Annotated in this window: 22 protein-coding genes; 12 read left to right on the top strand and 10 right to left on the bottom strand. The window is 51.9% G+C overall.

Annotated elements, in window-relative coordinates:
* Nucleotides 1–50 precede the first annotated feature (50 nt).
* Nucleotides 51–287: a 50S ribosomal protein L28 gene (rpmB, locus tag CAP48_RS09920; RefSeq protein ID WP_014750398.1), complete on the top strand. Its 237-nt coding sequence runs from the start codon at nucleotides 51–53 to the stop codon at nucleotides 285–287.
* 36 nt (nucleotides 288–323) lie between these two features.
* Nucleotides 324–491, top strand: coding sequence for a 50S ribosomal protein L33 (gene rpmG / locus CAP48_RS09915; RefSeq protein WP_100696024.1), 168 nt, complete (start codon nucleotides 324–326; stop codon nucleotides 489–491).
* A gap of 651 nt (nucleotides 492–1,142) precedes the next feature.
* On the opposite strand, the gene CAP48_RS20345 is transcribed toward rpmG, so the two are convergent.
* Nucleotides 1,143–1,364 (bottom strand): hypothetical protein, encoded by a 222-nt coding sequence (locus CAP48_RS20345; protein ID WP_197707251.1) that lies wholly within the window; start codon nucleotides 1,362–1,364, stop codon nucleotides 1,143–1,145.
* Between the two features lie 424 nt (nucleotides 1,365–1,788).
* Between CAP48_RS20345 and CAP48_RS09905 the strand changes: the two genes are divergently transcribed.
* The 4 genes from CAP48_RS09905 to CAP48_RS09890 are packed head-to-tail and all read left to right on the top strand — an operon-like array spanning nucleotide 1,789 to nucleotide 7,722.
* Nucleotides 1,789–2,751: a tripartite tricarboxylate transporter substrate binding protein gene (locus CAP48_RS09905; protein WP_100696022.1), complete on the top strand. Its 963-nt coding sequence runs from the start codon at nucleotides 1,789–1,791 to the stop codon at nucleotides 2,749–2,751.
* Complete coding sequence (locus CAP48_RS09900; protein WP_100696020.1) at nucleotides 2,748–4,358, top strand: hydantoinase B/oxoprolinase family protein; 1,611 nt, start codon at nucleotides 2,748–2,750, stop codon at nucleotides 4,356–4,358. Before CAP48_RS09905 ends, CAP48_RS09900 begins: the two co-directional genes overlap by 4 nt.
* Nucleotides 4,355–6,454, top strand: a complete 2,100-nt coding sequence (locus CAP48_RS09895) for a hydantoinase/oxoprolinase family protein (RefSeq protein WP_100696018.1) — start codon at nucleotides 4,355–4,357, stop codon at nucleotides 6,452–6,454. The genes CAP48_RS09900 and CAP48_RS09895 overlap by 4 nt, the downstream gene beginning before the upstream one ends.
* Nucleotides 6,451–7,722, top strand: coding sequence for a hypothetical protein (locus CAP48_RS09890; protein ID WP_100696016.1), 1,272 nt, complete (start codon nucleotides 6,451–6,453; stop codon nucleotides 7,720–7,722). Before CAP48_RS09895 ends, CAP48_RS09890 begins: the two co-directional genes overlap by 4 nt.
* Nucleotides 7,723–7,786: 64 nt before the next feature.
* On the opposite strand, the gene CAP48_RS09885 is transcribed toward CAP48_RS09890, so the two are convergent.
* Nucleotides 7,787–8,692, bottom strand: coding sequence for a LysR family transcriptional regulator (locus CAP48_RS09885; RefSeq protein WP_100696014.1), 906 nt, complete (start codon nucleotides 8,690–8,692; stop codon nucleotides 7,787–7,789).
* Nucleotides 8,693–9,715: 1,023 nt separating this feature from the next.
* Nucleotides 9,716–10,615, bottom strand: a complete 900-nt coding sequence (locus tag CAP48_RS09880) for a LysR substrate-binding domain-containing protein (protein ID WP_100696012.1) — start codon at nucleotides 10,613–10,615, stop codon at nucleotides 9,716–9,718.
* A gap of 105 nt (nucleotides 10,616–10,720) precedes the next feature.
* Here CAP48_RS09880 and CAP48_RS09875 point away from each other — a divergent pair, with 105 nt between their 5' ends.
* Entirely contained in the window at nucleotides 10,721–11,809 is a 1,089-nt protein-coding gene (locus CAP48_RS09875; RefSeq protein WP_100696010.1) for a YeiH family protein, read from the top strand.
* A gap of 176 nt (nucleotides 11,810–11,985) precedes the next feature.
* On the opposite strand, the gene CAP48_RS09870 is transcribed toward CAP48_RS09875, so the two are convergent.
* Nucleotides 11,986–13,773 (bottom strand): aminopeptidase P family protein, encoded by a 1,788-nt coding sequence (locus tag CAP48_RS09870; RefSeq protein ID WP_100696008.1) that lies wholly within the window; start codon nucleotides 13,771–13,773, stop codon nucleotides 11,986–11,988.
* A 137-nt stretch (nucleotides 13,774–13,910) separates the two neighbouring features.
* Here CAP48_RS09870 and CAP48_RS09865 point away from each other — a divergent pair, with 137 nt between their 5' ends.
* Entirely contained in the window at nucleotides 13,911–14,294 is a 384-nt protein-coding gene (locus CAP48_RS09865; protein ID WP_100696006.1) for a DUF423 domain-containing protein, read from the top strand.
* Nucleotides 14,295–14,409: 115 nt separating this feature from the next.
* Here CAP48_RS09865 and CAP48_RS09860 read toward each other — a convergent pair whose 3' ends face one another.
* The 3 genes from CAP48_RS09860 to CAP48_RS09850 form a co-directional block, all read right to left on the bottom strand.
* Nucleotides 14,410–15,063 (bottom strand): CoA transferase subunit B, encoded by a 654-nt coding sequence (locus CAP48_RS09860; protein ID WP_100696004.1) that lies wholly within the window; start codon nucleotides 15,061–15,063, stop codon nucleotides 14,410–14,412.
* A 2-nt stretch (nucleotides 15,064–15,065) separates the two neighbouring features.
* The gene (locus tag CAP48_RS09855) at nucleotides 15,066–15,773 is read right to left on the bottom strand and encodes a CoA transferase subunit A (protein WP_100696002.1); all 708 of its coding nucleotides are present in this window, start codon (nucleotides 15,771–15,773) and stop codon (nucleotides 15,066–15,068) included.
* A 70-nt stretch (nucleotides 15,774–15,843) separates the two neighbouring features.
* Nucleotides 15,844–16,302 carry a thioesterase family protein gene (locus CAP48_RS09850; RefSeq protein ID WP_100696000.1) on the bottom strand — a complete coding sequence of 153 codons (459 nt, stop codon included), beginning with the start codon at nucleotides 16,300–16,302 and terminating at the stop codon, nucleotides 15,844–15,846.
* Nucleotides 16,303–16,800: 498 nt separating this feature from the next.
* Here CAP48_RS09850 and CAP48_RS09845 point away from each other — a divergent pair, with 498 nt between their 5' ends.
* On the top strand, nucleotides 16,801–18,447 hold the full coding sequence (locus CAP48_RS09845) for an electron transfer flavoprotein-ubiquinone oxidoreductase (protein ID WP_192871305.1): 1,647 nt from the start codon (nucleotides 16,801–16,803) through the stop codon (nucleotides 18,445–18,447).
* 180 nt (nucleotides 18,448–18,627) lie between these two features.
* Here CAP48_RS09845 and acs read toward each other — a convergent pair whose 3' ends face one another.
* Nucleotides 18,628–20,607 (bottom strand): acetate--CoA ligase, encoded by a 1,980-nt coding sequence (gene acs / locus CAP48_RS09840; protein ID WP_100695998.1) that lies wholly within the window; start codon nucleotides 20,605–20,607, stop codon nucleotides 18,628–18,630.
* A gap of 795 nt (nucleotides 20,608–21,402) precedes the next feature.
* On the opposite strand from acs, the gene CAP48_RS09835 reads away from it, so the two are divergent.
* Nucleotides 21,403–22,095, top strand: coding sequence for a C40 family peptidase (locus CAP48_RS09835; RefSeq protein ID WP_100695996.1), 693 nt, complete (start codon nucleotides 21,403–21,405; stop codon nucleotides 22,093–22,095).
* A 34-nt stretch (nucleotides 22,096–22,129) separates the two neighbouring features.
* Here CAP48_RS09835 and CAP48_RS20195 read toward each other — a convergent pair whose 3' ends face one another.
* Together CAP48_RS20195 and CAP48_RS09825 are read right to left on the bottom strand one after the other, a co-directional pair.
* Nucleotides 22,130–22,627, bottom strand: coding sequence for a hypothetical protein (locus CAP48_RS20195; protein ID WP_161495228.1), 498 nt, complete (start codon nucleotides 22,625–22,627; stop codon nucleotides 22,130–22,132).
* Nucleotides 22,628–22,680: 53 nt separating this feature from the next.
* Nucleotides 22,681–23,022 (bottom strand): DUF2325 domain-containing protein, encoded by a 342-nt coding sequence (locus tag CAP48_RS09825; RefSeq protein ID WP_100695992.1) that lies wholly within the window; start codon nucleotides 23,020–23,022, stop codon nucleotides 22,681–22,683.
* Nucleotides 23,023–23,269: 247 nt separating this feature from the next.
* Between CAP48_RS09825 and CAP48_RS09820 the strand changes: the two genes are divergently transcribed.
* Together CAP48_RS09820 and CAP48_RS09815 are read left to right on the top strand one after the other, a co-directional pair.
* Nucleotides 23,270–23,935, top strand: coding sequence for a TetR/AcrR family transcriptional regulator (locus CAP48_RS09820; RefSeq protein ID WP_100695990.1), 666 nt, complete (start codon nucleotides 23,270–23,272; stop codon nucleotides 23,933–23,935).
* Complete coding sequence (locus tag CAP48_RS09815; RefSeq protein WP_100695988.1) at nucleotides 23,913–26,234, top strand: acyl-CoA dehydrogenase; 2,322 nt, start codon at nucleotides 23,913–23,915, stop codon at nucleotides 26,232–26,234. The genes CAP48_RS09820 and CAP48_RS09815 overlap by 23 nt, the downstream gene beginning before the upstream one ends.
* Nucleotides 26,235–26,236: the final 2 nt, after the last annotated feature.

Below are 26,236 nucleotides of genomic sequence, written 5' to 3'. Positions count from 1 at the left end.
GGCTGGCCTGGGCCAAAAATCAGGTCTTCAAACTTAACGAGGTCACGATCATGGCAAAAGTATGCCAAGTCACCGGCAAACGCCCAATGTCCGGTAATAATGTTTCACACGCAAACAATAAAACAAAACGCCGTTTCCTGCCTAACCTGCAGAGCCGTCGTTTCTGGGTTGAAAGTGAAAACCGCTGGGTCCGTCTGCGCGTTTCTACAAACGCACTGCGCACAATCGACAAGAAAGGCATTGATGTCATTCTGGCTGAAATGCGCGCCAACGGCCAAAGCGTTTAATTCATTCCTATTAACGATTAACTCCAGGAGCCCATCATGGCAAAAGGCATTCGCGAAAAAATCAAGCTGGAATCCACAGCTGGTACGGGTCACTTCTATACAACGACCAAAAACAAACGCAACACACCGGAAAAAATGCTGATCAAAAAATTTGATCCCGTTGTGCGCAAGCACGTTGATTACAAAGAAACAAAACTGAAGTAATCAAAGCATTAGCCGATATTGCGGCCCTGTGGCCGCCTGCCCCTATCGCAGGTTGGCAACTGAAAAACACCCCAAAAGTTGGACGACGAACCAACCTTTGGGGTGTTTTTCATTATGAAGTGTAAAGATAAATAAATGACGTAAAAAGCCGTTGCCGGACTGGATGCCGACTGGACGGCGGTATATTAGACGTCAAGCTACCCACTTGCGTCCGATTCGTAATTAGAATAAACACCATAGACAACGCCACCTGACAATTGCTTGGATAGATGTCCTGATAGAACTGCTGCCAAAGTGGCATAATTGTGGCAGTTGCCGCATCCATCTCATCAGCACTTTTCGTAAGCATCGATATCCCGCCGAACATTCGACAGCTCTCATCTTACAACTCCTCTATTTCGTATACTTGACGTGGAATTTTTATACGCCTGATAGGTTTTGGGTAACGAAGTGGCTTTGAATGTAAACCACGCCTTCAACGCATCGCTCTTTCCGCTACCCCTGTTGTTGCTGTCAGAAAGGTAATCACTGATGAAACTATTCATTCTGGCAAAAGAAATTTGAGGCAACCGCTTCGGCGTCTTTTTCAGCTCAGCCAGGTGCATGACCAAATCGCCATAAGTAATCGTCTTTCCATCAATGATGTACTGCTTACGCCAGCAATTGAACAGTACCATTGATCAGATTTGTCGGCGAGTGTGCCAAGCTGTTGCTCAATAGAGTCGCCTGCAAAAACGTTTTATTTTTTTCGCTAACATAGTTAACAATCGGAGTATCCAGCGTGAGCGCGTCACGGATATCGTTATTTTTTCTATTTAGAATAGCAATGGGAAGCCTGTCAGCATAGCCAAACAAACGCGCCTTAATATGCAATTCTAACTCGTTCTTTTTCAGATTACTTACGCAAACGCCTAAGGTTTTTGCGAACGCTTGGAGTTCTGAAGCATAAAAATAACCACCGTCAACTCTTCTTGAGTCATCCCCTCATATAGCTTGTTCACGTTCTCTCCAACACTATCTTGATTGCGCTGCAACCCCCGCGTTTTAGGCAATATTGTATTGAATCAGCGTTTCTTTCTCAACTTAATCGGCGAAGGCAAATACAGCCGCCGGGGTTTACGTGTTCCATGAATGCTTTAGAACAGCTTCGTCTTTACTGCATCGCGCTAATTTTTTCCGCCGGTTAGTTTGCCTATATCAAAACCGTATAGATAACTATAGAAATAGAATTTGTTCATATAGTAGGTTAACTCTACACTCTAAAAACGATAAAAAAATTTAGGAGACAACCTTGAAAATGACACGACGCTCAGCGCTCTTGCTACTTGCAAGCGCGCTACCAGCCGCACGTGCGGCTGCCGCAGATTTATTCGATAGTCCAGTGACTATTGTCGCTCCATTTTCTCCGGGGGGTACTGCTGACGTCTTGGCCAGATCAATCGGCAAGAAGTTATCGGAAAAATATGGACAGCCCTTTGTGGTTGAAAACAGGCCTGGCATGGGAGGAAATATCGGAGCGCGCGCAGTAGCGACCGCTAGGCCTGATGGGAAAACACTGCTACTGGGGACTATTGGTATTCATTCGGCCTACTCAGTATATGGAAAGCTGCCGTATGACCCGGTCAAAGACTTGCAGCCGATTTCAATTCTTGGAGCGGTACCATGCACCATCGTGGTCAATCCGAACCTACCTTTCACAACATTAAAAGAGCTACTTGACTTTGCACACGCAAATCCCCGCAAGCTAAATTTCGGATCAGCCGGTACCGGGTCGTCTACGCACATGGTGGGTGAGCTACTACAACAGGCGACTGGCGTGGAGTTTACTCATGTGCCATATAAAGGAAGCTCCATGGCCATGACCGACCTTATGGGTGGGCAAATTGATCTGATGACAGAGCTGGCTACCACTTCTATATCCATTATTAAGTCAAAAAAAATCCGCGCCCTTGCAGTGACAAGCAAGGAAAGAAGTCAGCAATTGCCTGATCTGCCTACCGTGAGTGAGTTGGGATACCCTGGGTTTGATGGCACCGGGTGGTTCACCATCGCCACGGGATCAGGAGTTTCCGAAAAGTTTGTCCAACAATTAAATCGAGATATTGATGAAATTTTGCACGCTGCAGACATGAAGCAGACGTGGAAAGCACAAGCGCTTGCCATTATCGGCGGCTCTGAAGTTGACGCACGTAGGTTTGTGTCTGATGAAACTATTAAATGGAAAAAGGTGATTGAAATCGCCGGTATACATGCCCAATGAAAAACTCAACGCTCAATAGCATTACTCTAGAACTCTTATGGCGCCGGCTGATTTCAACGGTCGATGAAGCCGCAGCCTCTTTGGTCAGGACATCATTTTCGTCCATCGTCCGGGAGTCCAACGATTTCGCTTGCGTAGTTACTGATGCAAAGGGCAATTCCGTCGCTCAGGCGTCAAATGGAATACCTTCCTTCATCGGGACCGCACCAAGGACAATCAGGCGTTTCCTTGAAACATTCCCAGAGAACCGGCTAGAAGACGGCGATATCATTATTACTAATGATCCTTGGCTAGGCACGGGTCATTTGCCTGACATCACAGTTGGCAAACCTATTTTTCGAAAAGGAAAGATCGTTGCGTGGGCGGGCTCAGTTGCGCATGCGCCGGATATCGGAGGACGAGTACGCTCTGCGGATGCCACCTCAGTCTTTGAGGAAGGATTGCAAATTCCAGTGATGAAGGTAATGAGAGCCGGAAAAATGGATCCGACCTTGGAGCAGATTCTACGTCAGAATGTACGAGTGCCTGATCAAGTCATGGGCGACTTGTACGCCCAGTTTACAGGGTTGGCGTTAATTGAGCGTAATGTCGGTGAATTGATCAACGAATACGATCTCGGTTCACTGGACGAATTATCCGGCGAGTTGAGAGGCCGCAGTGAGCAGGCCATGCGCAAGGCAATCAGCGAGGTTGCCGACGGTACATACCACGCCGAAGCGGTCAGTGATGGCATCGATAAACCAATTCGACTGAAGATGGCGCTGACAGTCTGCGGCGACGAAGTAACCGTTGACTATGCCGGTTCTGATCCGCAAGTACAAAAATCCATCAACGTATGTCTTGCCTACACAACTGCCTACACTTCGTATGGACTAAAAGCGGTATTGTGTCCTGATGTGCCGAATAACGACGGTACGCTCGTGCCTATGAACGTGACTGCGCCGCCAGGCAGCATCTTGAACTCCGTGGCGCCCGCTCCGGGCGGAGCTCGGGCGCTGATCGGCCATTTCCTACCCGCTATGGTCATGCAGGCGTTGGCCAAAGTCGTACCGGAAAAGGTGATCGCTACCGTTGGTTCACCACTATGGTGCGTGAATATGGCCGGCGTGCGCGCCGATGGCCGTGGATTTGCTAATCTGTTTTTCCTCAACGGCGGATATGGAGCAAGCGCCCATACTGATGGCGTCAATGTGCTGTCTTGGCCTAGCAACATTTCTTCTACACCGGTAGAAGTTATTGAACAAGTGTCCCCCTTGAAAGTTGTGCGTCGCCAGTACCGAGATTATGACTCAGTCAATGGCATGTATAGAGGGGGTGTGGGACAAGAGCTGGTGCTAGAAAGTCTGTCTGAAAATCCCGCGACGATTTCGTTTATGGCCGAGCGCACTCGTCCCGAATCGGCCGCACCGGGAATGAACGGTGGCGGTGCTGGCGCGCCTGGCGAAATTCTTATTGACGGCCTCAAGGTTGACCCCAAAGCGCAGCACATCATTAATCAAGGAGCCCAGGTGATTCTACGCACACCAGGCGGTGGGGGCTATGGCGATCCGGCGAAACGCTCTTCCGAACTGCAGACTCAGGACCGCACTCGCGGATATACGAAATGACAAAAGAAAATTACTCCCTCGGTATCGATATTGGTGGAACATTCACCGATGTCGTTCTCTACAATCACGATGACGCTCGCGTGTTCAGTCATAAGGAACTCACAACTCCTGACGATCCAACCGAAGGTGCGATTCGTGGAATTGAAACCCTTCTACGGCGCGAGGACGTCAAAGGAAAGCAAATTGCTCGTGTAATTCATGCGACAACACTATTTACCAATGCTTTGATCGAGCGACGTGGGGTTCCGACTGGCCTGATCACGACCTGCGGTTTCCGCGATACTCTGGAAATGCGACGTGAATTCAAATACGACTTGTACGATATATTTATCGAGATGCCACGTCCACTTATTTCACGAGAGCTACGTCTTGAAGCTCGTGAACGTGTGCGAGTTGATGGAAGCGTTGATACGCCTTTGGATGATGAAAGTGTCGTTCAGGCGGCGCAGGAGCTGATTGATAAAGGCGTCGAATCTATCGCTATTGTGTTTCTACACGCACATGCCAACTCTTCACATGAGCGTCATGCTCGTGCTCTTGTTGAAAAACGCTTCCCAAACGTTTATGTTTCAATTTCCAGCGAAGTCTCGCCTCAAATGCGAGAGTATGAGCGGACTTCCACTACCGCAGCGAATGCCTATGTTCGGCCAATTGCGGACAAGTACCTTGAAAGCATGGAAGAGCGACTCAAAACGTTGGATATTCATTGCCCTTTGTTGATGATGTTGTCCAACGGTGGCTTGACACACGTCGGAGAAGCTCGCAGATTTCCAGTGCAATTACTGGAGTCCGGTCCTGCGGCAGGTGCGATTGCAGCGGCTTATTTCAGCAAACGCTCAAACATCAAAGATGTATTAGCATTTGACATGGGTGGAACAACCGCGAAGCTGGCGATCGTGGAGGCCAATCAACCTTTACTTGCGCATACGTTCGAAGCGGGACGCGAAAAACGCTTTGCGACCGGTAGTGGCCTGCCTATCAATATTGCAACTGTAGAATTGATTGAGATCGGTGCCGGCGGCGGCAGTATCGCGCATCTCGATCCCCTGAATCTGCTTAAAGTGGGCCCCACGAGCGCGAGCTCCAAACCTGGGCCTGCCTGCTACCAGCGTGGAGGCACCAAGCCCACCGTGACCGATGCCAACCTCCTGGTAGGTCATCTGGATCCCGAGACATTCGCCGGCGGCACCATGAAGCTCAACACAGCAGCAGCCGAAACCGCCATACGTTTGGTCGGTGAGGTGGTAGATATCAGCCCAGAACAAACGTCCGATGGTGTACTCGCTATCGTCAATGAGAATATGGCAGCGGCGGCACGCGTGCACGTGGCAGAACGCGGCTTTGACGCTAATAATTTCGCCCTGTTGGCTACGGGTGGCGGCGGCCCTTTGCACGGATGTGATGTGGCTCGTCGACTAGGGATTAAGCGAGTCATCTGCCCACCGGGCGCCGGTGTGGCATCAGCGCTGGGGTTGCTCATTGCACCCGCGCGGGTGGATCGCTCAGTGACTGTAGCCCGTGAGCTGGACGCTGTCTCTGCCGAGCATCTTGAGTCATTGTTCCAAAAACTAGAACGAAGCGCTGCTGACGTCATGAAAATTACCTTGATTCCAGACGCAAAATTTACCTATGAGCGTAGTGCTGACCTCCGTTTTGTTGGGCAGGGATTTGAGCTGTTGACCCGGTTGCCTGATGGCCCGTTCGGTGAGGACACGCCAGCCAAAATCAAAAAATCGTTCGCGCAAGCGTATAGCCGAGTATTCGGACAAGTGCCCCCAGTACAGCATGTTGAGCTGATTAACTTGCGTGTTGCAGCGATTGAGCAGCGGGAAGAACGTCCTCTGAACCTGGGCAGCGGAAAACAAGTATGGAAACATGTTAAGCAAGTGCGTCAGATTTGGATCGGTGCAGAAAATGCAAGGCGTCCTGCACCAACGCTTGCACGTGAGGCAATGAAAGAGAATAAAAAAATCGCCGGTCCCGCAATTATCGAGGACGCATCGTCAACGCTGATCATTCCACCGGGTGCAACTGCGTCTTGCGACAAGGCCGGGAATCTAATCGTTGATCTATCAAATCAAAGGGAGACGGCATGACGCTCAGTTCAACTTCCCCTATTCGCCGTATGGGTCAGGACGGAAATCACTATTTCTTTGGATACTACAACAAGTCCAACTGGAACAGTAACGGACGTCGATTACTTGCGAATCAAGTCCCATGGCGTGACGCGTACTTAACGCCGGATCTGGTTGCTAAAGTTGGCTACTTTGATCTAACAAAAGGTAACGAGTTCAAAGTAATCGGTGAGACAACCACATGGAATTGGCAAATGGGATGTCAGCTTCAATGGATAGGTAGTCAAAATCAAACCAGGGCTATCTATAATGTCCGAACCAATGATTCAGTGTCACGGTACCCATATTTTGCTTCTGAGATTGTTGACCTCGATAGTGGTGAGCGCCGACGATTACCATTACCGGTGTATGTTGCAGCACCCGATGGTCAGTGGGCGCTTAGCGTAGATTACCGCCGCTTATATGTGACGCACGAGACCATAGGATATCCCTGCGATCGTTTTAGGCCTGATTTGGAAAACTGTCCCAGTGACGACGGTATCATGTATATGAACCTAGAAACCGGGGCAATAGAACTGGCAGTCAGCTATACAGATCTGGCCGCGTTTCATCCGTGTGAGTCCATGCGCAAAGCCATTCATTGGGTAAGCCACATTGAGATTAATCCTTCTGCTACTCGGGTACTTTTTCTGCATCGTTGGACGGAGCGAGTGAAAGATGAGACATGTTTTTTGCATCGCCTGGTTACGATGAATCCGGATGGGTCCGATTTGCGACTTCTGGAATGCTCAGATCATCCATTACCACAATTGAAAGAGGACTTCGACCCAGCCAAAGTGGGGACATTTGATTACGAGAAATCGGAATGGCAAATTTCTCATCCTCTGTGGCGCGCCGATCATGAGATTATCGTCTGGGGGCCACATAACGGAGATATCCATTATCATCTTTACGAAGATCGAGATGGCGGTAACATTGCTGTGGTTGGAGACGGCGTGCTTATAGAAAATGGCCATATGACATATTCTCCCGTAAATCCGCGTTGGTTGCTGAGCGATACCTACCCCGACAGCACAACTCATGAGCGTGTACTCTTTCTTTATGATATGGACACGGGTAAGCGCCATGATCTAGGATCGTTCTACGCTGACCCTTCATTAAGCAAAGAAAACCGATGTGATCTACACCCTCGATGGAGACCGGATGGCCTGGAGGTTTGCATTGATTCTGTACACGAACATGATCGCAACATGTATATTATTGATGTAGCAGACGTTGTTGCGCTCTAAGAGAGCTGATCGTCACCGTCCTGCTTTTTTATGCAGGACGGTATTTTTCTATAGAAATCCGTACTCACACACCGAACTGCTCGGTATGGCATGACTCTACCACATTGTGCAAAAAATGCTGAGCCAACTCAGACGGCGGTGTGAACCGAGCGAAAGCAGCATAAGTCATAACAGGTATTTTCGGGCGAAAATTCCTTATGCATAGACGGTCTCTGAATACAGAGGCCATATATGGGTTTACTATTCCAACACCTAAACCCCGTGAAGCATATATACAGATTGTTGACGTATAGATCGTTTCGATATTCGTCGGATTGTTAATCCCCGATTTTTTGAACGCCTGTTGTAGTTCCATTTCTATGACATCGTCGCCTGGCAAACTTATCAGTATTTGATCTTTAAGATCTGTTATCGTGACATAGTCACGTTGCGCAAAAGGATGGTCGTGAGATGAAACGCAGACTGCCTGCGCATTATGCACTGCCGTACCCTCAAATTCGGCCCCGTCTGGCATGGAATTCGTTAACGCGATATCGTAAAGCCCTAAGCGCAATCCTTCTTCAATCTGTCGTCTTCCCAGTGTTTGAACATTAAAACGCACTTGAGGGTAGTCATGGGAAAATCGTTCCATTGCAGCGGGAAGCAGACTTTGCCCTAACGAAGGCGTCGCCGCAACGCGAAAAACACCTGCACCTGATTCTCGCAGTGCAACGACCGCCTGTTCGATTCTTCCTAAACCTTGGAAATTTACCTGAATAATCTCAAACAGATGACGACCCTCTCTCGTGAGCTGGAGGCGGCCTCTATCATTGACGAATAGTTTTAAGCCAGTAGCAGACTGTGCCTGACTTAAGAGTCTGCTGATTGTAGGTTGTGTTGTATGCAGCATTCGAGCTGCAGCAACAGTAGTGCCAGTGAGCACAACAGCCTTGAAAGCTTCAAGTTGAGGAAAAGAAAGGGGACGCGGCATATAAAGGCCAATGTAGGAAAATAGTCCGCACTCTAGTCGATAAAGCAATCGATGTGCTAACTGTAGATTTATTTGAGCAAACCAACCACGATCTTACTATAACTAAGTGGATAGACATGCAAGTACTTTCTTTCCTTTAATTTTAGCCTGTAGTTGCCCTCCTCCTGGCTTTTATTGCCACTCAGTGGCTATGTTTCCATACAAATCTCTGCGAGAATAACAGCGTACGGGTGACTGCTTTTTGGATAACTCGTAGTTTCACAACTTACCCGTAACAGGCCGCCATATAAATTCTATTGCGTTACCAATGATGAGAATGATGGGCATTAATACGAGGATCATCATTCCATATACGACTGCCTTATCCTTTAGTGTTTTCATTTCTATTTACCGTAAATGAGTTCCTTACAAGGCTGAATGGCAAGGATCCACTTTAATCCCAAAGAACATCCGGGAATGCATTCTCTGGGCAAGCACTAAACTGCAAGCACCTGGGGCATTGAAATGCAACCTCGTGGTCAGACAAAGTGCGCGAGCCTATTTCGGGCGCGGTTTTGTTTGCTACCGAGAGTGTTCTAACCAGCGTTTCACTACATACAGGGCATTTTCACCGCGGATCGTCTCCTGATATCTCTGTCAAGATTCGACACTTCTCGCAGGACCCAACAATTCGCTCTTGGTCTGAATACATACCTCGTCCTAAATAAAGTGCCGAGGAAGTCTAGTTGCATTGTTCACGCTTGAGCGATAGCCGTAAGCCATTTATTTTCCTTGCATAAATTGATTTCGATACAGAATTTACTAACAAGTGCGAGTGTGTTTAACACATACCTTATTTTTCATTCGTTATCGAAATAAAAAATTCCCCCCATTCTCCGATGGATGCGAAAGTCGTATCCCGGCTGGAACAGGCGTATGTCGGTACGGGATGTGGCCAGGCTCGGGAATTTGAAAGCGACTTAAATTACGGCGAGGATCGCCGAGTTGTATGTCGAATCGGGACCGCCTACAGCGCGCTGTTTTTCAAGACGCCGGTGTTCCGGGATGCTTAACAGAATCGAGAAAAGCGCGCATCAATCTGCCCTGGTAGCGCGACCGATGATAAATTATCGACAGCTGCCTGGACAGGTTCAAAAACGGTGTATGCAGCAATGCCAGTCTGCCCGAACTCACAGCATGGGTCACTGCCACTTGCGGTAAAAATGCAATGCCCAGGCCGGCAATCACTGCCTGCTTGATGGCCTCGATTTGCCCCAGTTCCATGACCACCTTGGCTTGCGGTAGTTTATCCAGCTCGACATCACTGACCGCACGCGTGGCCGATCCGCGCTCACGCAAGATCCAGCGCGCATCCATAAAATCGGCCGGCTGCAAATGCGTGATAGCCGCCAGCGGATGATCCGGACGAGTACATACACACAGTGAGTCGTCCATCCAATGCACGGATTCGACGACTTCATGATGAACCTGACCTTCGACGCACGCCACATCAATGCTGTGATCGACAATTTGCCGGACAATTTCATCGGTGTTTGCAACATTCAGATAAACGGTGACTCTGTCGTTATTGAGCACAAATCCGCTTAGCAGGTCGCCGACCCGGTAATTGCCCACCGTGTTGCTCGCGCCAATACGAAATTCGCCGGTTAATACGTCGGCCTGGTCATCGGCGCGCTGGCGAAATTCAATCATTCTTTCGATGATTTCCTGAGCCAGCGGCAATAGGCGTCGGCCTTTTTCGTTCAAATACAGCCTGCCCTTGTCGCGATCAAACAACGGACCACTCAGTTGCTTTTCCAATTCGGCCAGCGCCATGCTTGCGGCGGGCTGGGACAGATGCAAGGAATCAGCCGCAGCCTTGACGCTACCCAGGCGCGCGATGCTGATAAACACGTCGAGTTGTTTCGGACTGAACGAAGCCATCAATATTCCTTATTTGAGTTATAAATTATTGTAACTTTACTTATACCATATTCGCGCCTATGATCGATATTAATCAGTAATAAGCTAATGGAAATTTAATATATTATGACACTCACGGTAGCATCCTCTCAGGCTTTGTCAGCCACTGTATCACCTGATGCTGGCATCGGGTCTTCGGCCAAAGGCAACAGTACAGCCCAGCCTCGCAAAAATTCGCTCTGGCCGGGGTTGTTTCTGTCCATCGCCATCGCTCTGGTGGCCGAATTCGCCGGACGTGCCATGCCAATTATCGGGGGGCCGGTCTTCGCCATACTGCTGGGCATTGTGTATCGAAGCGCTTTCGGCCTGCATGCCACGCTGCAGCCCGGCATCACTTTTTCATCCAAGAAAATCTTGCAGGTCTCTATCATCCTGCTTGGTTTCGGCCTGAGTTTTACTCAGATTATGGCAACAGGCGGGGAATCGCTGGCGGTGACGCTGGTGACCGTGACGGTGGCATTCGTAAGTGCCTGGTTGCTAGGACGCCTGCTGCACACGCCTTCCAATCTGACCACGTTGATCGGGGTCGGTACGGCCATTTGTGGCGGGTCGGCTATTGCAGCGGTCACGCCCATTTTGAAGCCGTCGGAGCATGACACCGCGTTTGCCATCTCCACCATTTTCCTGTTCAATATTCTGGCTGTGCTCGCCTTCCCTGCCATGGGCCATATGCTGGGCCTGAGCGATTACGGCTTTGGGATGTGGGCGGGCACCGCAATCAACGATACGTCTTCTGTGGTGGCTGCCGGTTACGCCTATAGTCATGCGGCCGGGGATTTTGCCACAATCGTCAAGCTGACACGCGCCACACTCATTATTCCGATCTGCCTGTTTCTGGTTGTTCTGGTCGGTATGCGCAATCGCCGGCAAGGTAATCAGTCTGTCAGTCTGGCAAAAATATTTCCATGGTTTATCGTCTGGTTTCTACTCGCTTCGCTGACGCGAAGCACCGGTATTATGCCCGAAATCATGCTCGACTGGATCAACGTCGCGGCGAAGTTCCTGATCGTCGTCGCACTGGCTGCAGTTGGCTTGTCTGCCGATATGCGCAAAATCTTTGCAACGGGGCCGCGCCCTATCCTGCTGGGTTTTCTGGTATGGATGGCCGTATCAGTGAGCAGCCTGATCGTGCAATATGCCATGGGTCAGATGTAGAAGCGCTGACAGTTGCCTGGCCCGCAAATAGACCGCCTTGATTTAATCGCAAGGCGGTTTTTTTGCATTCCTCATTGACAACGGATAATCTGGCAATGGATAAGCGCAAGGCATAAACCCATGCCGCGTCTGGCCGCAGCGGCAACTTGATGTTACCCGGACCCGCTAAGGGCAAATCAAATCGCTGCGGTTCTGGCTTGCAGCCAGGCCAATGCAGGGCCGGAAACCCGCGGCGCGAGTCGGCGATACACCTCTTCGTGATAGCTATTTACCCATGACAGTTCCTGCTCATTGAGCAATTGCCGTTCAATGCAGCGTGTATCGATCGGGCATAGCGTCAGCGTTTCAAACTTAAGATAATGACCGAATTCAGACTGGCCCGCTGGCACCGTACAGATCAGGTTTTCAATTCGAATGCCCCACTGCCCGGGCCGGTACAGGCCAGGCTCATCCGACGTAATCATGCCGGCTTTCATCTCGGTGTTGGGAAAACGGTAAGCGCGATGCGAGATCATTTGCGGGCCTTCGTGCACATTCATAAAATATCCAACCCCATGCCCGGTTCCGTGTCCGAAATCCAGCAACTGCGACCACAACGGTGCGCGCGCAAGCGTATCGAGCAACGGGCCTGGATAGTCTTCCGGAAAAACGGCAGTAGCCAGGGCAATCATGCCCTTGAGCACCAGCGTAAAATCGCGACGATGCTGGGCATCGATATTGCCAACGGGCACCACCCGGGTGATATCGGTCGTGCCGTTCAGATACTGCCCGCCTGAATCGATCAATAGCAGGCCATCGCCTTCAATGACGGAAAACGACTCAGGTGTTGCCATATAGTGCGGCATGGCGCCATTGGCATTGAAACCGGCGATGGTAGAAAAACTGGGCGACACAAAATGGGGCTGACGGGCGCGGGCTGCGGTGATTTGCTCATCAATCGTCAGCTCGGTTATGGTTTCGCCGTTTTCCATGGCCGCCTCGAACCAGGCGAAAAACTCACATAGCGCAGCGCCGTCCTGTTCCATGGCCTGTCGCACGTTCGCAATCTCGGCCTGGTTTTTGATGGATTTGCAACGCTGCGAGGGATTGAGCTTTTCGATCAATGATACCGACTGGGCATGCGCAAGCAGCCCCACCGTTGTACGAGCTGGATCAACCAGCAACGTCTCATGCGGCAGCGTCGTTAATGCATTTTGAATATCATCATATCCCTGGATCGAAACGCCGTCTGCTGCCAGTCGTGCTATCAGTTCGGCAGCCATTTTTGTCTTGTCGACAAACAGCACAGCGGTCTCGGTTCCGATCAGCAAATGCGACAGAAATACCGGGTTATAGGAAACGTCGGAGCCTCGCAGATTCAATGCCCAGGCAATATCGTCCAGCGCGCTGATCAAATGCCATTGCGCGCCGGCTTCAGTCATAGCCTGGCGCACCGCCTGCAAATTCTGCTGGCGACTGCGTGTGGCAAAAGGAGCGTTATGTTCCATGACAGGCGCTGCAGGCAAACCGGGTCGATCAGGCCAGATTGCCGCCAGCAGGTCGCTATCGGTTTTCAAAATGCTGTCGCTGCGCGTCAGTGCTTGACGCAATTCCTGCGCGGCTTTCAGGCTGAGCACATGACCGTCTACCCCAACCACCTGCCGGTTTGCCAGATGCGCCTCCAGCCACGTATTGACGCTGGGGACATCGGCCTGGCCCTGTTTCATCAGGGCTATGCCACTATCGCATAGCTGTTTTTCCGCCTGCTCCCAATAGCGCGAGTCGACCCAGAGCCCGGCAAAATCGTTGGTCACGACCACGGTTCCGACAGAACCGGTAAAGCCGCTGAGCCAGCGTCGTCCCTGCCAGTACTCGGGAAGGTATTCCGACTGGTGAGGATCTGCAGACAGAATCAGATAGGCATCAATATGCTGCGCAGCCATCGCGATACGCAATTGCTGAAGGCGTTCAAAAGCGGTTGACATAGTAAGCGGGAACTCCGGGAAACAATCATATATGCATCACCGCAACAGTCATCGCAGTGGTGCGCAAACATTTACAATACACCATCACCGCAAAAAAAACATGCGGTCGACCCAGATACATTCCAAGAGGTTGCTCTATGACTATCCACTCTGCTTTAATTCGCGGCGCTGCCATTAGCGGCTTTGTTGGCGTGGCCGCCGGCGCTTTCGGTGCTCATGGCTTGAAAAACCATGTAGACCCGGCGCTACTGCCCATTTGGCATACCGCCGTACTCTATCAGCTTATTCATACGCTGGCGCTGTTGATGCTAGTGGGTGTGGCCGCGCATGTGAACCAGCAAGCGCTGCGCTGGAGCGGTCGGCTTTTTGCAGCTGGTATTGTTATTTTCAGCGGCAGCCTGTACGTGCTGGTACTGAGCAATGTGAAATGGCTTGGCGCCATTACGCCAATCGGCGGCGTATGTTTTCTGGCTGGCTGGTTATGCCTGGCATTGGCTGCGGGCAGTAAAGGCGGGCAATAGCCGCCCACACCTGCAGCAGGAGAAAAAGCGCCCGGCACCCTTGACACATCCACGTACGAAAATTCAGTGAATGCGCCAGGCGGCGCAAGGCGCTTATCGGACAGACAGATGTCGGTCAGGCCAGGGCTGAAATATCCAATTTTGCCTTGGTTTTTTCCTGCACTTCCTCGACGGTGACATCGGGTGCCAGCTCGATAACTTTCAAGCCGTTTTCCGTCACTTCCATGACGCATAAGTCGGTAATGATGATATCAACAACGCCCACGCCGGTCAGCGGCAAGGTGCACTCGGGCAGCAATTTGATGTCGGTCGTACCGTCTTTTTTACGCGCGATATGCTCCATCAGGACAATCACACGACCGACGCCGGCCACCAGGTCCATTGCGCCGCCCATGCCCTTGACCATCTTGCCCGGAATCATCCAGTTGGCCAAATCCCCTTTTTCCGAGACCTGCATGGCGCCCAGAATAGCCAGATTGATTTTGCCACCACGAATCATGGCAAATGAATCGGCCGATGAAAAAATGGATGAGCCGGGCAGTGTTGTGACAGTCTGCTTGCCGGCATTGATCATGTCCGGATCAATTTCCTCGTCTGTAGGAAAAGGGCCAATGCCGAGCAGGCCATTTTCTGATTGCAGCCACACTTCCACACCCGCTGGCACATGGTTGGCCACCAGCGTTGGAAGACCGATACCCAGATTCACATAGAATCCGTCCTGCAGTTCTTTTGCTGCACGCGCAGCCATTTGATCGCGATTCCAAGCCATGTTTATTCTCCTTTGGACGGACGTGTCGTGCGTTGTTCAATCCGTTTCTCAGGATTCTCGTTCAGTACGATGCGCTGCACGTAAATGCCGGGAAGATGAATTTGATCGGGATCCAGTTCGCCCACCTCAACGATTTTTTCCACTTCGGCCACGGTGATTTTGCCGGCCATTGCCACGTTGGGATTGAAGTTGCGCGCTGTCTTGCGGAAAATCAGATTACCGCTGCGATCGGCGATATAGGCTTTGACCAGGGACACATCAGGTGCGAGCGAACGTTCCATCACATACTGATGCCCGTCGAACTCGCGGATTTCCTTGCCATCAGCAACAATGGTGCCCACCCCCGTGCGCGTAAAGAAAGCAGGGATTCCCGCACCCCCGGCGCGCAGTTTTTCAGCCAGCGTTCCCTGAGGCGTAAATTCCAGCTCGAGTTCTCCATTCAGATACTGACGCTCGAACTCCTTGTTCTCACCGACATAGGATGCAATCATTTTGCTGATCTGCCGTGTCGCGAGCAACTGCCCCAGACCGAATCCGTCTACACCGGCGTTGTTACTCACGCAAGTGAGTTTTTTCACGCCAGAATCCCGCAGGGCCGCAATGAGCGCTTCGGGAATACCACAAAGACCGAAGCCGCCAACGCCGATCATCTGCCCGTCGGCTACGATGCCGTCGAGCGCCTGATTGGCATTTGTAAATACCTTATCCATTTACTCTTCCTTTACTAACTATGAAACATTAACGACAAGTGGCCTGCGCCTTTCACAGTGAGGCGCCGGATTATGAGGGGGTTGCCGCAAACTGCTTTTGCAATTGCTCCAGCAGCGCAGCTGACCATGGGCTTGACTTTCCCGACGCCAGATCGCTCAGGACCACAATCGCCCGAGAACGGGCATAAACGGTATCGGGCTCGCCTTCCCTGCGTATAAGAATATTGCAGTCCAGACTGGAGCGACCGATTCTTGCGAGTCGGTGTACAATTTCAATATTGCCGGGCCAGCTCATGGGCTTGAGAAAGTCGCATTCGGCACGCGCCAGCACAACCCCGGTACCGGGTGCAAACAGCGGGAGCAGCGGACCAAAAATCTGCATGCGCGCTTCTTCTATGGCGCGAAAATAGACGGTATTGTTCACGTGCCGCAGCATGTCCATATCGGCCCAGCGCAAAGCAAACACGTGGCGATGTTCTCTTGGACGGGAATCGTCTTGCGCCCCGGACGGCAACAAACTATCGGGCATGAACGATCTCCTTTGATAAAACCTTGTTTCCAACTGAAGATACTGTAGCAGATTTCTGTTTCACCTACCCGACACCCGCCTATCTTATTGGTACTTGTCCTAGGTAAGCGCTTCGGATTGGAAACCGGCGCAGGCACCACCCGGTTTTTTTCGCTACGCGACACCCCTCTGTCGGTCTACTTTACACAGAGGCGGGCTGCCTGACGCTTTAGGATTTAAGCGGTGGCAGACCGTCCGTGTTGCAGGATGGGATCGGTTGCCAATGTAGAGGTTGTACGCCCCGGGATTGCTAACGGTAACTCGTGGCAAACGTGGGATAGTACAAGCCTGGGATTCCAACCACCAGAACGCTTGCTCGCGACCAATTCCGCCTGTCAGTTCAATTGGCAGTTTCAGCGCAGTTAACAACGACTTCAGCCATAAAGAACTGCAATTGCGCGCTCATTGCAATACAATCGTCATTAACACAGAATTACATTATCTCAGGAGTTAGCGCGAATGTCAGAACGCGAATCAATGGAATATGACGTTGTCATCGTCGGCGGCGGGCCCGCCGGGCTGGCGGCCGCGATCAAATTCAAACAGCTCTGCCAGGAAAAAGGACAGGACTATTCAGTCTGTGTGCTGGAAAAAGGCGGCGAAATCGGGGCGCATATTCTTTCCGGCGCGGTCATGGATCCTCAGGCACTGACTGAACTCATTCCCGACTGGAAAGACAAAGGCGCGCCAATGGGCGTAGAGGTGACCGAGGACCAGTTCCTGTTTTTGAACGAAACAGGGCACAAATCCACACCGAAATGGGCTTTGCCACCCTGTTTTCATAATGAAGGCAACTACATTGTGCGCCTGGGCTATGTCACGCGCTGGCTTGGCGAACAGGCCGAGGCGCTGGGCGTAGACGTTTTCCCCGGTTTTGCGGCCACGGAATTACTGTACAACGATACCGGCGCAATTCGAGGCGTTGCCACCGGCGACATGGGGCTGGATCGCGACGGCAATCAGACAGCACATTACCAGCCCGGCATGGAACTGCATGCCAAATATACTTTGTTTGCCGAGGGTTCCCGTGGCCAACTGGGACGCCAACTGATTGAGAAGTTCAAGCTAGATCAGGGTCGCGACCCACAAAGTTACGGTATCGGCATCAAGGAAATGTGGGAAATTGATCCGGCAAAATTCAAAAAAGGCTTGGTGGTGCACACGGCTGGCTGGCCGTTGGATTCCGATACCTACGGCGGTTCGTTCCTTTACCATCTGGAAGACAATATTGTGATGGTCGGCATGGTTGTAGGCCTGGACTACACCAACCCGTGGCTGTCGCCCTTTGAAGAATTCCAACGCTATAAAACCCATCCGAGCATCCGTCCGTATTTTGAAAACGGCAAGCGCATCGCTTACGGCGCCCGCGCCATCACGGCCGGCGGCCTACTGTCTCTGCCCAAGCTGGTGTTCCCAGGCGGCGCGCTTATCGGCTGTGAGGCCGGCTTTCTTAATGCCAGTCGCATCAAAGGCAGTCATGCAGCCATCAAGACCGGCGCGCTGGCAGCCGAAGCCGCTTTTGACGCATTAACTGCCGAGCGCAGCCAGGATGTTCTGTCGGCCTACCCTATTGCCTTCGAACAAAGCTGGCTGCACGCCGAGCTGAATAAGTCGCGCAATTTCAAGCAGTGGTTTAAGAAAGGACGGCTGGTTGCAACCCTGATGACCGGTATCGAGCAGCTGGTTTTCAAAGGCAAAATGCCGTGGACTATTCATCGCACGAAAGCCGATCACGAATGCCTTAAGCCGGCGGCAGAGTGCACGAAAATAGACTACCCCAAACCGGATGGAAAGCTGACCTTCGACAAACTGTCGTCGGTGTTTGTTTCCAATACCAACCATGAAGAAAACGAACCGGTGCACCTGACGCTGAAAGATGCCTCGATTCCGGTCCAGACCAATCTGCGCGTGTACGCCGGACCCGAGCAGCGTTACTGCCCCGCCGCCGTGTACGAGTTCGTTAAAGATGAGCAGAATCAGGATCGCCTGCAAATCAATGCGCAAAACTGTGTTCACTGCAAGACCTGTGATATCAAGGATCCCACGCAGAATATCGTGTGGGTCGCACCACAGGGTGGCGAAGGTCCGGTATATAACGGTCTTTGATTTACTGTGGATTTGGGCCGGGCCTTGCGCACAAAGCCCCCACTGTCCGGGCCGCAGTCCTCAGATAGCTAAAATTATAAGGGCTGAAGTCCCCAAAACAGGAACTTCAGCCCTTATACCGTCCGCCGTCTACCGGATACACCAGGATCCGGATTCCCTGCGACGGCTATCCTGAACGCTTCAGACAGACTCGTTCAGTTGCTCCAGTATGGCCGGGTTTTCAAGTGTGGACACGTCCTGCGTGACCTGCTCTCCCTTGGCGACCACACGCAGCAGTCGACGCATGATTTTGCCTGAGCGCGTCTTCGGCAGATTGTCACCAAAGCGAATATCCTTGGGCTTGGCAATCGGGCCAATCTCTTTGGCAACCCAGTCGCGCAACTGTTTGGCTATTTCCTTGGCTTCGTCACCGTGCGGACGATCGCGCTTGAGCACCACGAAGGCCACAACGGCTTCGCCCGTGGTCGCATCTGGGCGGCCAACGACTGCCGCTTCGGCAACCAGCTCATGGGATACCAGCGCCGACTCCACTTCCATGGTTCCCAGGCGGTGGCCTGAAACGTTCAGCACGTCGTCAATTCGCCCCATGATCCAGAAGTAACCGTCCGCATCCCGCTGGGCGCCATCACCGGCCAGGTAGTAACCCCGGTATTCCGGTGGGAAATAGCTGCTCTTGTAACGCTCGGAATCTCCCCATACGTTACGGATCATGGCCGGCCACGGTTTTTTGATGACCAGGAAACCGCCGTTGCCATCGGGCACGTCTTCGCCGGTTTCGTCCACAATGGCTGCAAAAATGCCAGGCAGTGGCAATGTGCAAGATCCGGGCTTGAGCGGCGTTGCACCTGGCAATGGCGTAATCATTTGCCCGCCGGTTTCTGTTTGCCACCAGGTATCAACAATGGGGCAACGCTCTTTACCCACATTCTTGTAATACCATACCCACGCTTCCGGATTGATGGGTTCACCCACAGAGCCGATAATGCGCAGGCTGGACAAATCGAAGCTGTTTGGGTGGACCTTGGCGTCCGCTTCGGATGCTTTGATCAACGAGCGGATCGCTGTGGGCGCTGTGTAAAATGTAGTGACTTTGTGACGAGCGATCATGTCCCAGAAGCGACCGGCATTCGGATACGTTGGCACACCTTCGAACACGACTTGTGTCAGGCCGGCCGCCAGCGGACCATAGGTAACATACGTGTGGCCAGTAATCCAGCCGACGTCCGCCGTGCACCAGAAAACATCGCCTGGCTGCTGGTCGAATGTCCACTTTACGGTCATTTGCGCCCACAGCAGATAACCCGCGGATGAATGCTGCACACCTTTGGGCTTGCCAGTAGAGCCCGAGGTATACAAAATGAATAGCGGGTCTTCGGAGTTCATCGCGACCGGCTCGCAAACATCGGACTGCTGGTCTTCGAATTCATTCCACCACACATCACGGTCGGGGGTCCAATCGGTATCGACGCCCGTGCGACGATATACCACCACTTTGCGTATTTTTTCTGTATTGCTCTGCGCCAACGCTTCGTCAACAGCGGACTTCAGGGGCAGCGCCTTGCCGCCGCGATACTGGCCGTCTGCCGTAATGACCAGTGACGCGCCGAGGTCGACAATACGTTCATGCAGACTCTTGGCCGAGAAACCGCCGAACACAACCGAGTGAATGATGCCCAGGCGTGCACAAGCCTGCATGGCCACCACGGCTTCGATGGACATGGGCAGATAGATAATCGCAGTGTCGCCCTTTTTGAATCCGCCTTGTTTGAGCGCATTGGCAAAACGACTGACACGTGCAAGCAGCTCCTTATAAGTCACCTGCGTAACGGCGCCATCGTCGGCCTCGAAAATGACCGCAGTCTGGTCACCGCGACCTTCGACCACATGTTTATCCAGGCAGTTATATGAAACATTAAGCTCGCCGTCTGCGAACCATTTATAAAATGGCGCCCCCGACGTGTCCAGCACCTGGGTGAACGGTCGGATCCAGCGAAGATGTTCATTTGCCTGACGCTTCCAGAAACCCTCGAAGTCATCCTCTGCTTCCTTATAGAGTGCTTTATAAGCATCCATACCCGATACCACCGCGTTCCGGACGAAGTCGTCATTGGGCGGAAATACGCGGTTTTCGACGAGCACGGACTCAATTGAAGTGGACATAAAAGCGGTCTCCTGTAAACGTATAGTGTGAAATAGTTAAAACGAAAGTTGCATTGCGGGCTGGTCGCATCGTGTGTGCGACCGCCTTATTGCATATATATTAGCCGAGAATAAATGAAATAGTCATCAGCAACAACCTGTATCTTGCGCATCCGGTGTGCCGATTCAACCCGTGCCCGCCGCCATCGGCCCCAGACTCGTACGAGCCTGCCGGTTTGTTTTTCCGGCACCATCCACTTGGCATGCGTAGACATTCTCCCAAGCGTCTAATCACGGAATCGCCATATTATGCATTCACCATATCCGGCATGCACAATATGGTGTCAAGAAAATATAATGAACCCTATGATCGTAATTTGATTCAAGTCATATCGCGCACGAATAGATTGCAATAATATTGAAGTTTGTTTTGACCGCATGTCTTGTTGCCCGGCAATCCGAGTGGCAAATGCGCAAAAGTATGTCGCCGGCCAGCCCAGGCTATAGCACATTACGTGACAATTGAATTTTATTTTTACATTTAGGGCGAAACAACGCTGACATTCAATTGAATGCAACATAACGGCAGGTTGCGATCAACATGCAGCGAAAATACGCTAACTTCTGGCTTCTACAAAAGCTGAATGAGCGTAAAAAGCAAAATGCGAATTCTGAGCTCACAATGTAAATTTTTCTTAATTTCGTTCTAGAAAATCTTTAGAAATCGGTTGTGACTGCGTTGATTTTTATGTAGAATTTGCTCAGCTTTTGGAAAAGCTAGCTCGGACACCCTATAATTTACGATATGTAACGACTATGCCCCCACACTACCCTGTCAGTTTCGGTAATTTCCGTACCCGTATCCAACGGTCATTGCTCTCCCTCCTCTGCATTTCCCTCAGTACATTCTCTTTCTCCCACGTCGCAGCTGCCGACGATCTTGATCAGGACCAGGCTCAGAAACTTGTCATCACGCAAAATGGCGTGGTTGATGCAACAACTGATAAACCGGTATCGGAATGGGATCCGCGCATTTCAGATCCGATTGGCGATCTGATTGCCCAGGCCAAGCTCCGCCGCAACAACATGGACGCTGCCATTGATTCACCGGTATCGGCCTCCAGCGAACTGGCAGAAGCCGCGCTCAACTATCTGGGCGTACGTTATCGCTTTGGCGGCACAACACCAAAGGGTGGCTTTGATTGCTCCGGGCTTATTTACTATACAGCCAGCAAGTATATGGGCGTAAATCTGCCTCGCGTTGCCTCGTCTATGGCCCAGGTAGGCGAATCAGTCAAACGTGACGAACTTCAACCCGGCGACCTGGTGTTTTTCAATACCCGCGGCAAACGCTACTCGCATGTCGGTATTTATGTCGGCGAGAACAAGTTTGTTCATTCTCCGCGCACCGGCGCTGTCGTACGCGTAGACAAGATGGACAACGTGTACTGGAACAAGCGTTATAACGGCGCACGTCGTCTTGAAGGTCAACGCGTTGCCTCACGCTGATTGATTTGGCAAGCGTCATGAGCCAGGCCCACGGTTAGCCCTGACGTAAACTGAAACCCGAACAAAAGCCGGCCATTTTCTGTTGAGAGTGGCCGGCTTTTGTTTGGCATCCTTTAATCGGTCTTGCTTTAATCGGATCCTGCTTCATCGCTCGTACTTCATCCGGCTTTACTTCATCAATTCTTCCTGTTTCTTCACCCTGCCCGTATCCGGCCTTGCGTCGTTGGACATTCTCTGCCTGTCTCGTCAGCTCCGCGCTTACTTCCGCACTTTTATTTGAGCGCATCGGCACGGCCCATGACAGGCACAAAAAAACCGGTGCAGTAAATAGACATCTGGTATGCAGTCGAAAAGCGAGGCCGCTTCCCGGACAAGCCGGCGATTTGTGGAAACATGGCTTTCTGCGCAATGAGCCAATGAGCCAATGAGCCAATGAGCCAATGAGCCAATGAGCCAATGAGCCAATGAGCCAATGAGCCAATGAGCCAGTGAGCAGATGAGAAATAGCCAATATCCCCGGCCTGGCCGTCAATATCGCTCCGGCAAAGCGGCACTTAATAATACAGGTCGGCCGCTCGGGAATGACTAATCACATTTGCCGGCTTTGCGTTGCGGACAATCGACGCAACGAAATCCCGACTGTGTGAGCGCCTGCTGCATGCTACAAAGTGAACGGCGACAAGCGACCACAGGCACCCCGGCCTTTTGCGCGGCCGAACGGAAAGACTTCATGACGTTATGGCCAAGAAAGTCCGTCAGCAAAATCACCATTTGCGTTCCGGTTGGCAACTGATAGGTTTTCTTCTGATGTGACGGTTCACGCCCGCTGATGTGCTGCTTGATTTCAATATTATGATCTTTTAGAAGCACCGGGATATTGCCCAGACGATCTGCGCCAACCACTACTGCACTCATGTTTCCAATCATAGTCTTCTCCTAAAAACTGAAATTGATTATAAATGAGAATCATTATTATTAGCAATGTTATTTTTCATAAATTTATTCCAGCTCAATATTAGGAGTTTCCCGTGTATGTCACTCCGGTACGGGGCGTACTGCTTCCCTTGCTGCTTGTTCCGTCTATTTTGTGCATTCAGCTAGGGTTAATACTCGATAGTCAAGCGTGAGGAAGAGGCATAGAATTAAAACACTCGTTTAAATCACATGTTTAACTATGCCAACCAATCGTAGTGAAGTAACTCGCAAGGCTATCCTTGATTCCGCCGAAACCCTGTTTGTAAAGGCGGGCTACGACGCAACATCATTGCGCCAAATTACATCGGCAGCCCGCGTCAATCTGGCTTCTATTAACTACCACTTCGGCAGTAAAGAAGAACTGGTACGGGCAGTCCTGAAACGCCGTCTGGAATGGATCAATCGCGAACGCATCCGGTTGCTGGATGAGCTGGAACTGGCGGCTGCACCCAATGCAGTCAAGCCTTCGCAACTGGTTGATGCGTTTTTTGGCACACTGCTGCGTCATGCATCCGATCCCGAACACGACGCGAACATTTTCATGCGGCTGCTCGAGCGCACCATGACCGATCCATCCAGTTTCATCAAAACACTGTTCGCGCAGGAATACATGGAAGTTGTCGCCCGATACAAAGCCGCATTAGTGCGAGCCATGCCCGATGTACCCGAGGCCGAAATTATCTGGCGCTTCCATTTCATGCTTGGCGCAACATCCTACGCGATTGCCGGTATCAATATTTTGCAGGGCGTGCTGCCCAACATGACTTCACCGCTGGTGGATGAAAATGCGTACGACGAACTGCTGCTGCCCCGATTAATGAGCTTTTTATTAGGAGGACTGCGTGCCCCTCTCCCAACACATTAAAGCGTTTCGCAAACGTCATATCAGTCGTCCCCTGCTGGGCAAGTTCAAGAAGGTATTGCCGGCCATGTCGGACACCGAAAGGGATGCCATCGAGGCCGGAACGGTATGGTGGGATGCGCAGTTGTTCAGCGGCAAGCCAGACTGGTCACTGTGGCAACAATTCCCCAAGCCCACTCTCACTGAAGCTGAGCAATCCTTCCTGGACAATGAAGTGCCGCATGCCTGCTCTTTGGTCGATGACTGGAAAATCACAACAGAAGATTTCGACCTTCCCGTCCAGGCATGGGATTACATCAAGTCCAAACGATTTCTTGGCATGATCATCCCAGAGCAATATGGCGGCCTTGGTTTTTCGGCCTTCGCCCACTCGGAAGTCATGACCCGCCTTTCCACGCGCAACTCGGCGCTGGCAGTATCGGTCATGGTGCCCAACTCTCTCGGCCCGGGCGAGCTTCTGGTGCACTACGGCACCGATGAACAAAAAAATCACTATTTGCCGCGCCTGGCGCGAGGCGAAGATATCCCTGCTTTCGCGCTGACCAGCCCCTGGGCCGGCTCCGACGCCGCGGCCATTCCCGATAGCGGTGTCGTGTGCATGGGTGAATGGAACGGGGAACAGGTGCTTGGGATGTCGGTATCATGGAACAAGCGCTACATCACGCTGGCGCCCGTTTGCACACTGCTGGGGTTGGCGTTTCGCCTGTTCGATCCCGATGGCCTGCTTGGCGACAAAAAAGATATCGGTATTACCTGCGCGCTGGTCCCGCATGACCATCCGGGCGTACAGATCGGCCGCCGACATTTCCCCTTAAACGCCATGTTCATGAATGGTCCTACCGAAGGGAATAATGTTTTCATGCCGCTGGATTTTATCATCGGCGGACCACAAATGGCGGGCCAGGGTTGGCGCATGCTCATGGAATGCCTGGCTGCGGGCCGTTCAATCTCGCTGCCTTCGTCCAATGTGGGTATGTCGCAGATGACCGTGCGCGCCGTAGGCGCTTATGCGCGAATTCGCAAGCAGTTCAATTTGTCCATCGGCAAATTCGAAGGCATCGAGGAAGTCCTTGCCCGGATGGGCGCCTACACTTACATGACCAATGCCGTGCGCGTCATGACAGCCGGCGCGGTGGATCTGGGCGAAAAACCGTCCGTCGTCTCTTCCATTGCCAAGTATCACGTCACCGAGCGGGCCCGGGTGATAGTCAATGACGGCATGGACATTATCGGCGGAAAAGGCATATGCCTTGGCCCGTCCAATTTCCTTGGCCGTGCGTACCAACAGATCCCAGTCGGTATTACCGTGGAAGGCGCCAATATTCTGACGCGCAGCCTGATCATTTTCGGACAGGGCGCAATACGCTGCCACCCCTACGTTCTCAAAGAAATGGCAGCCGTGCAGGAACCGGATCACAAGATCGCACTGGACAAATTCGACGATGCTCTCTTCGGTCATATCGGCTTTGCCTTCAAAAACGGCTTGCGATCATTGTTCAGCGGTCTGTTCGGCGCGGGCGTGCTGGGTGTAAAAGCCGGCACCTCTTCTGCCATGCGTCCCTATTATGGACAAATCACCAGGCTGTCTTCAGCGCTGGCGCTTAGCGCCGACGTAGCCATGCTGGTCCTGGGCGGCAGCCTGAAAAAGCGCGAGAAAATTTCCGCCCGTCTGGGCGACGTTCTGTCCCAGTTGTATTTGGCCTCAGCCACCTTAAAACAGTTTGAAGACCAGGGTGCGCAAGCGGACGATGCAGCTTTTGTTCACTGGTCGGTTCAGGACGCGCTGGAAAAGGCACAAGCGGCGTTGCTCAACGTGTATCGCAACTTTCCCCACCGCGGGGTCGGCGTCATGCTGCGTCTGGTTGTCTTTCCATGGGGCGGTGTATTCAGACGCCCTAAAGACCGGCTTGATCGCGCCATTTGCGAGCAACTGATGCAGCCCAGTGCGGCACGCGACCGCCTGACGGCAAATTGCTACGTGCCTGACACCGACGAAGATCCGATTGGCGTCATCGAAAAAGCCCTGGTGGCGACAATGCGCGCCGAACCGGTAGACGCAAAAATCCGCGACGCCGAAAAACGCGGCGTGTTCGATGGCCACCCGGCTGGCAATGTGCGCGACATTTCTGAATTGGCGCATCAAATGAACCAGATCAGCGACCCGGAATACGCCTTGCTGCGTGAGCGCGACAGACTGCGCGACAAGGTCATTCATGTCGATGATTTTCCTTTTGACCTTGGCCTGGCCAGAATGCAGGCCACGTCCGGTTCTTCAACCACATACACCACCAAGGAATCCTGACT

Origin of the sequence: Advenella sp. S44 (assembly GCF_002810445.1) — a bacterium.
Lineage (GTDB): Bacteria > Pseudomonadota > Gammaproteobacteria > Burkholderiales > Burkholderiaceae_B > Advenella.
This window is presented reverse-complemented; position numbering and strand designations above follow the sequence as displayed.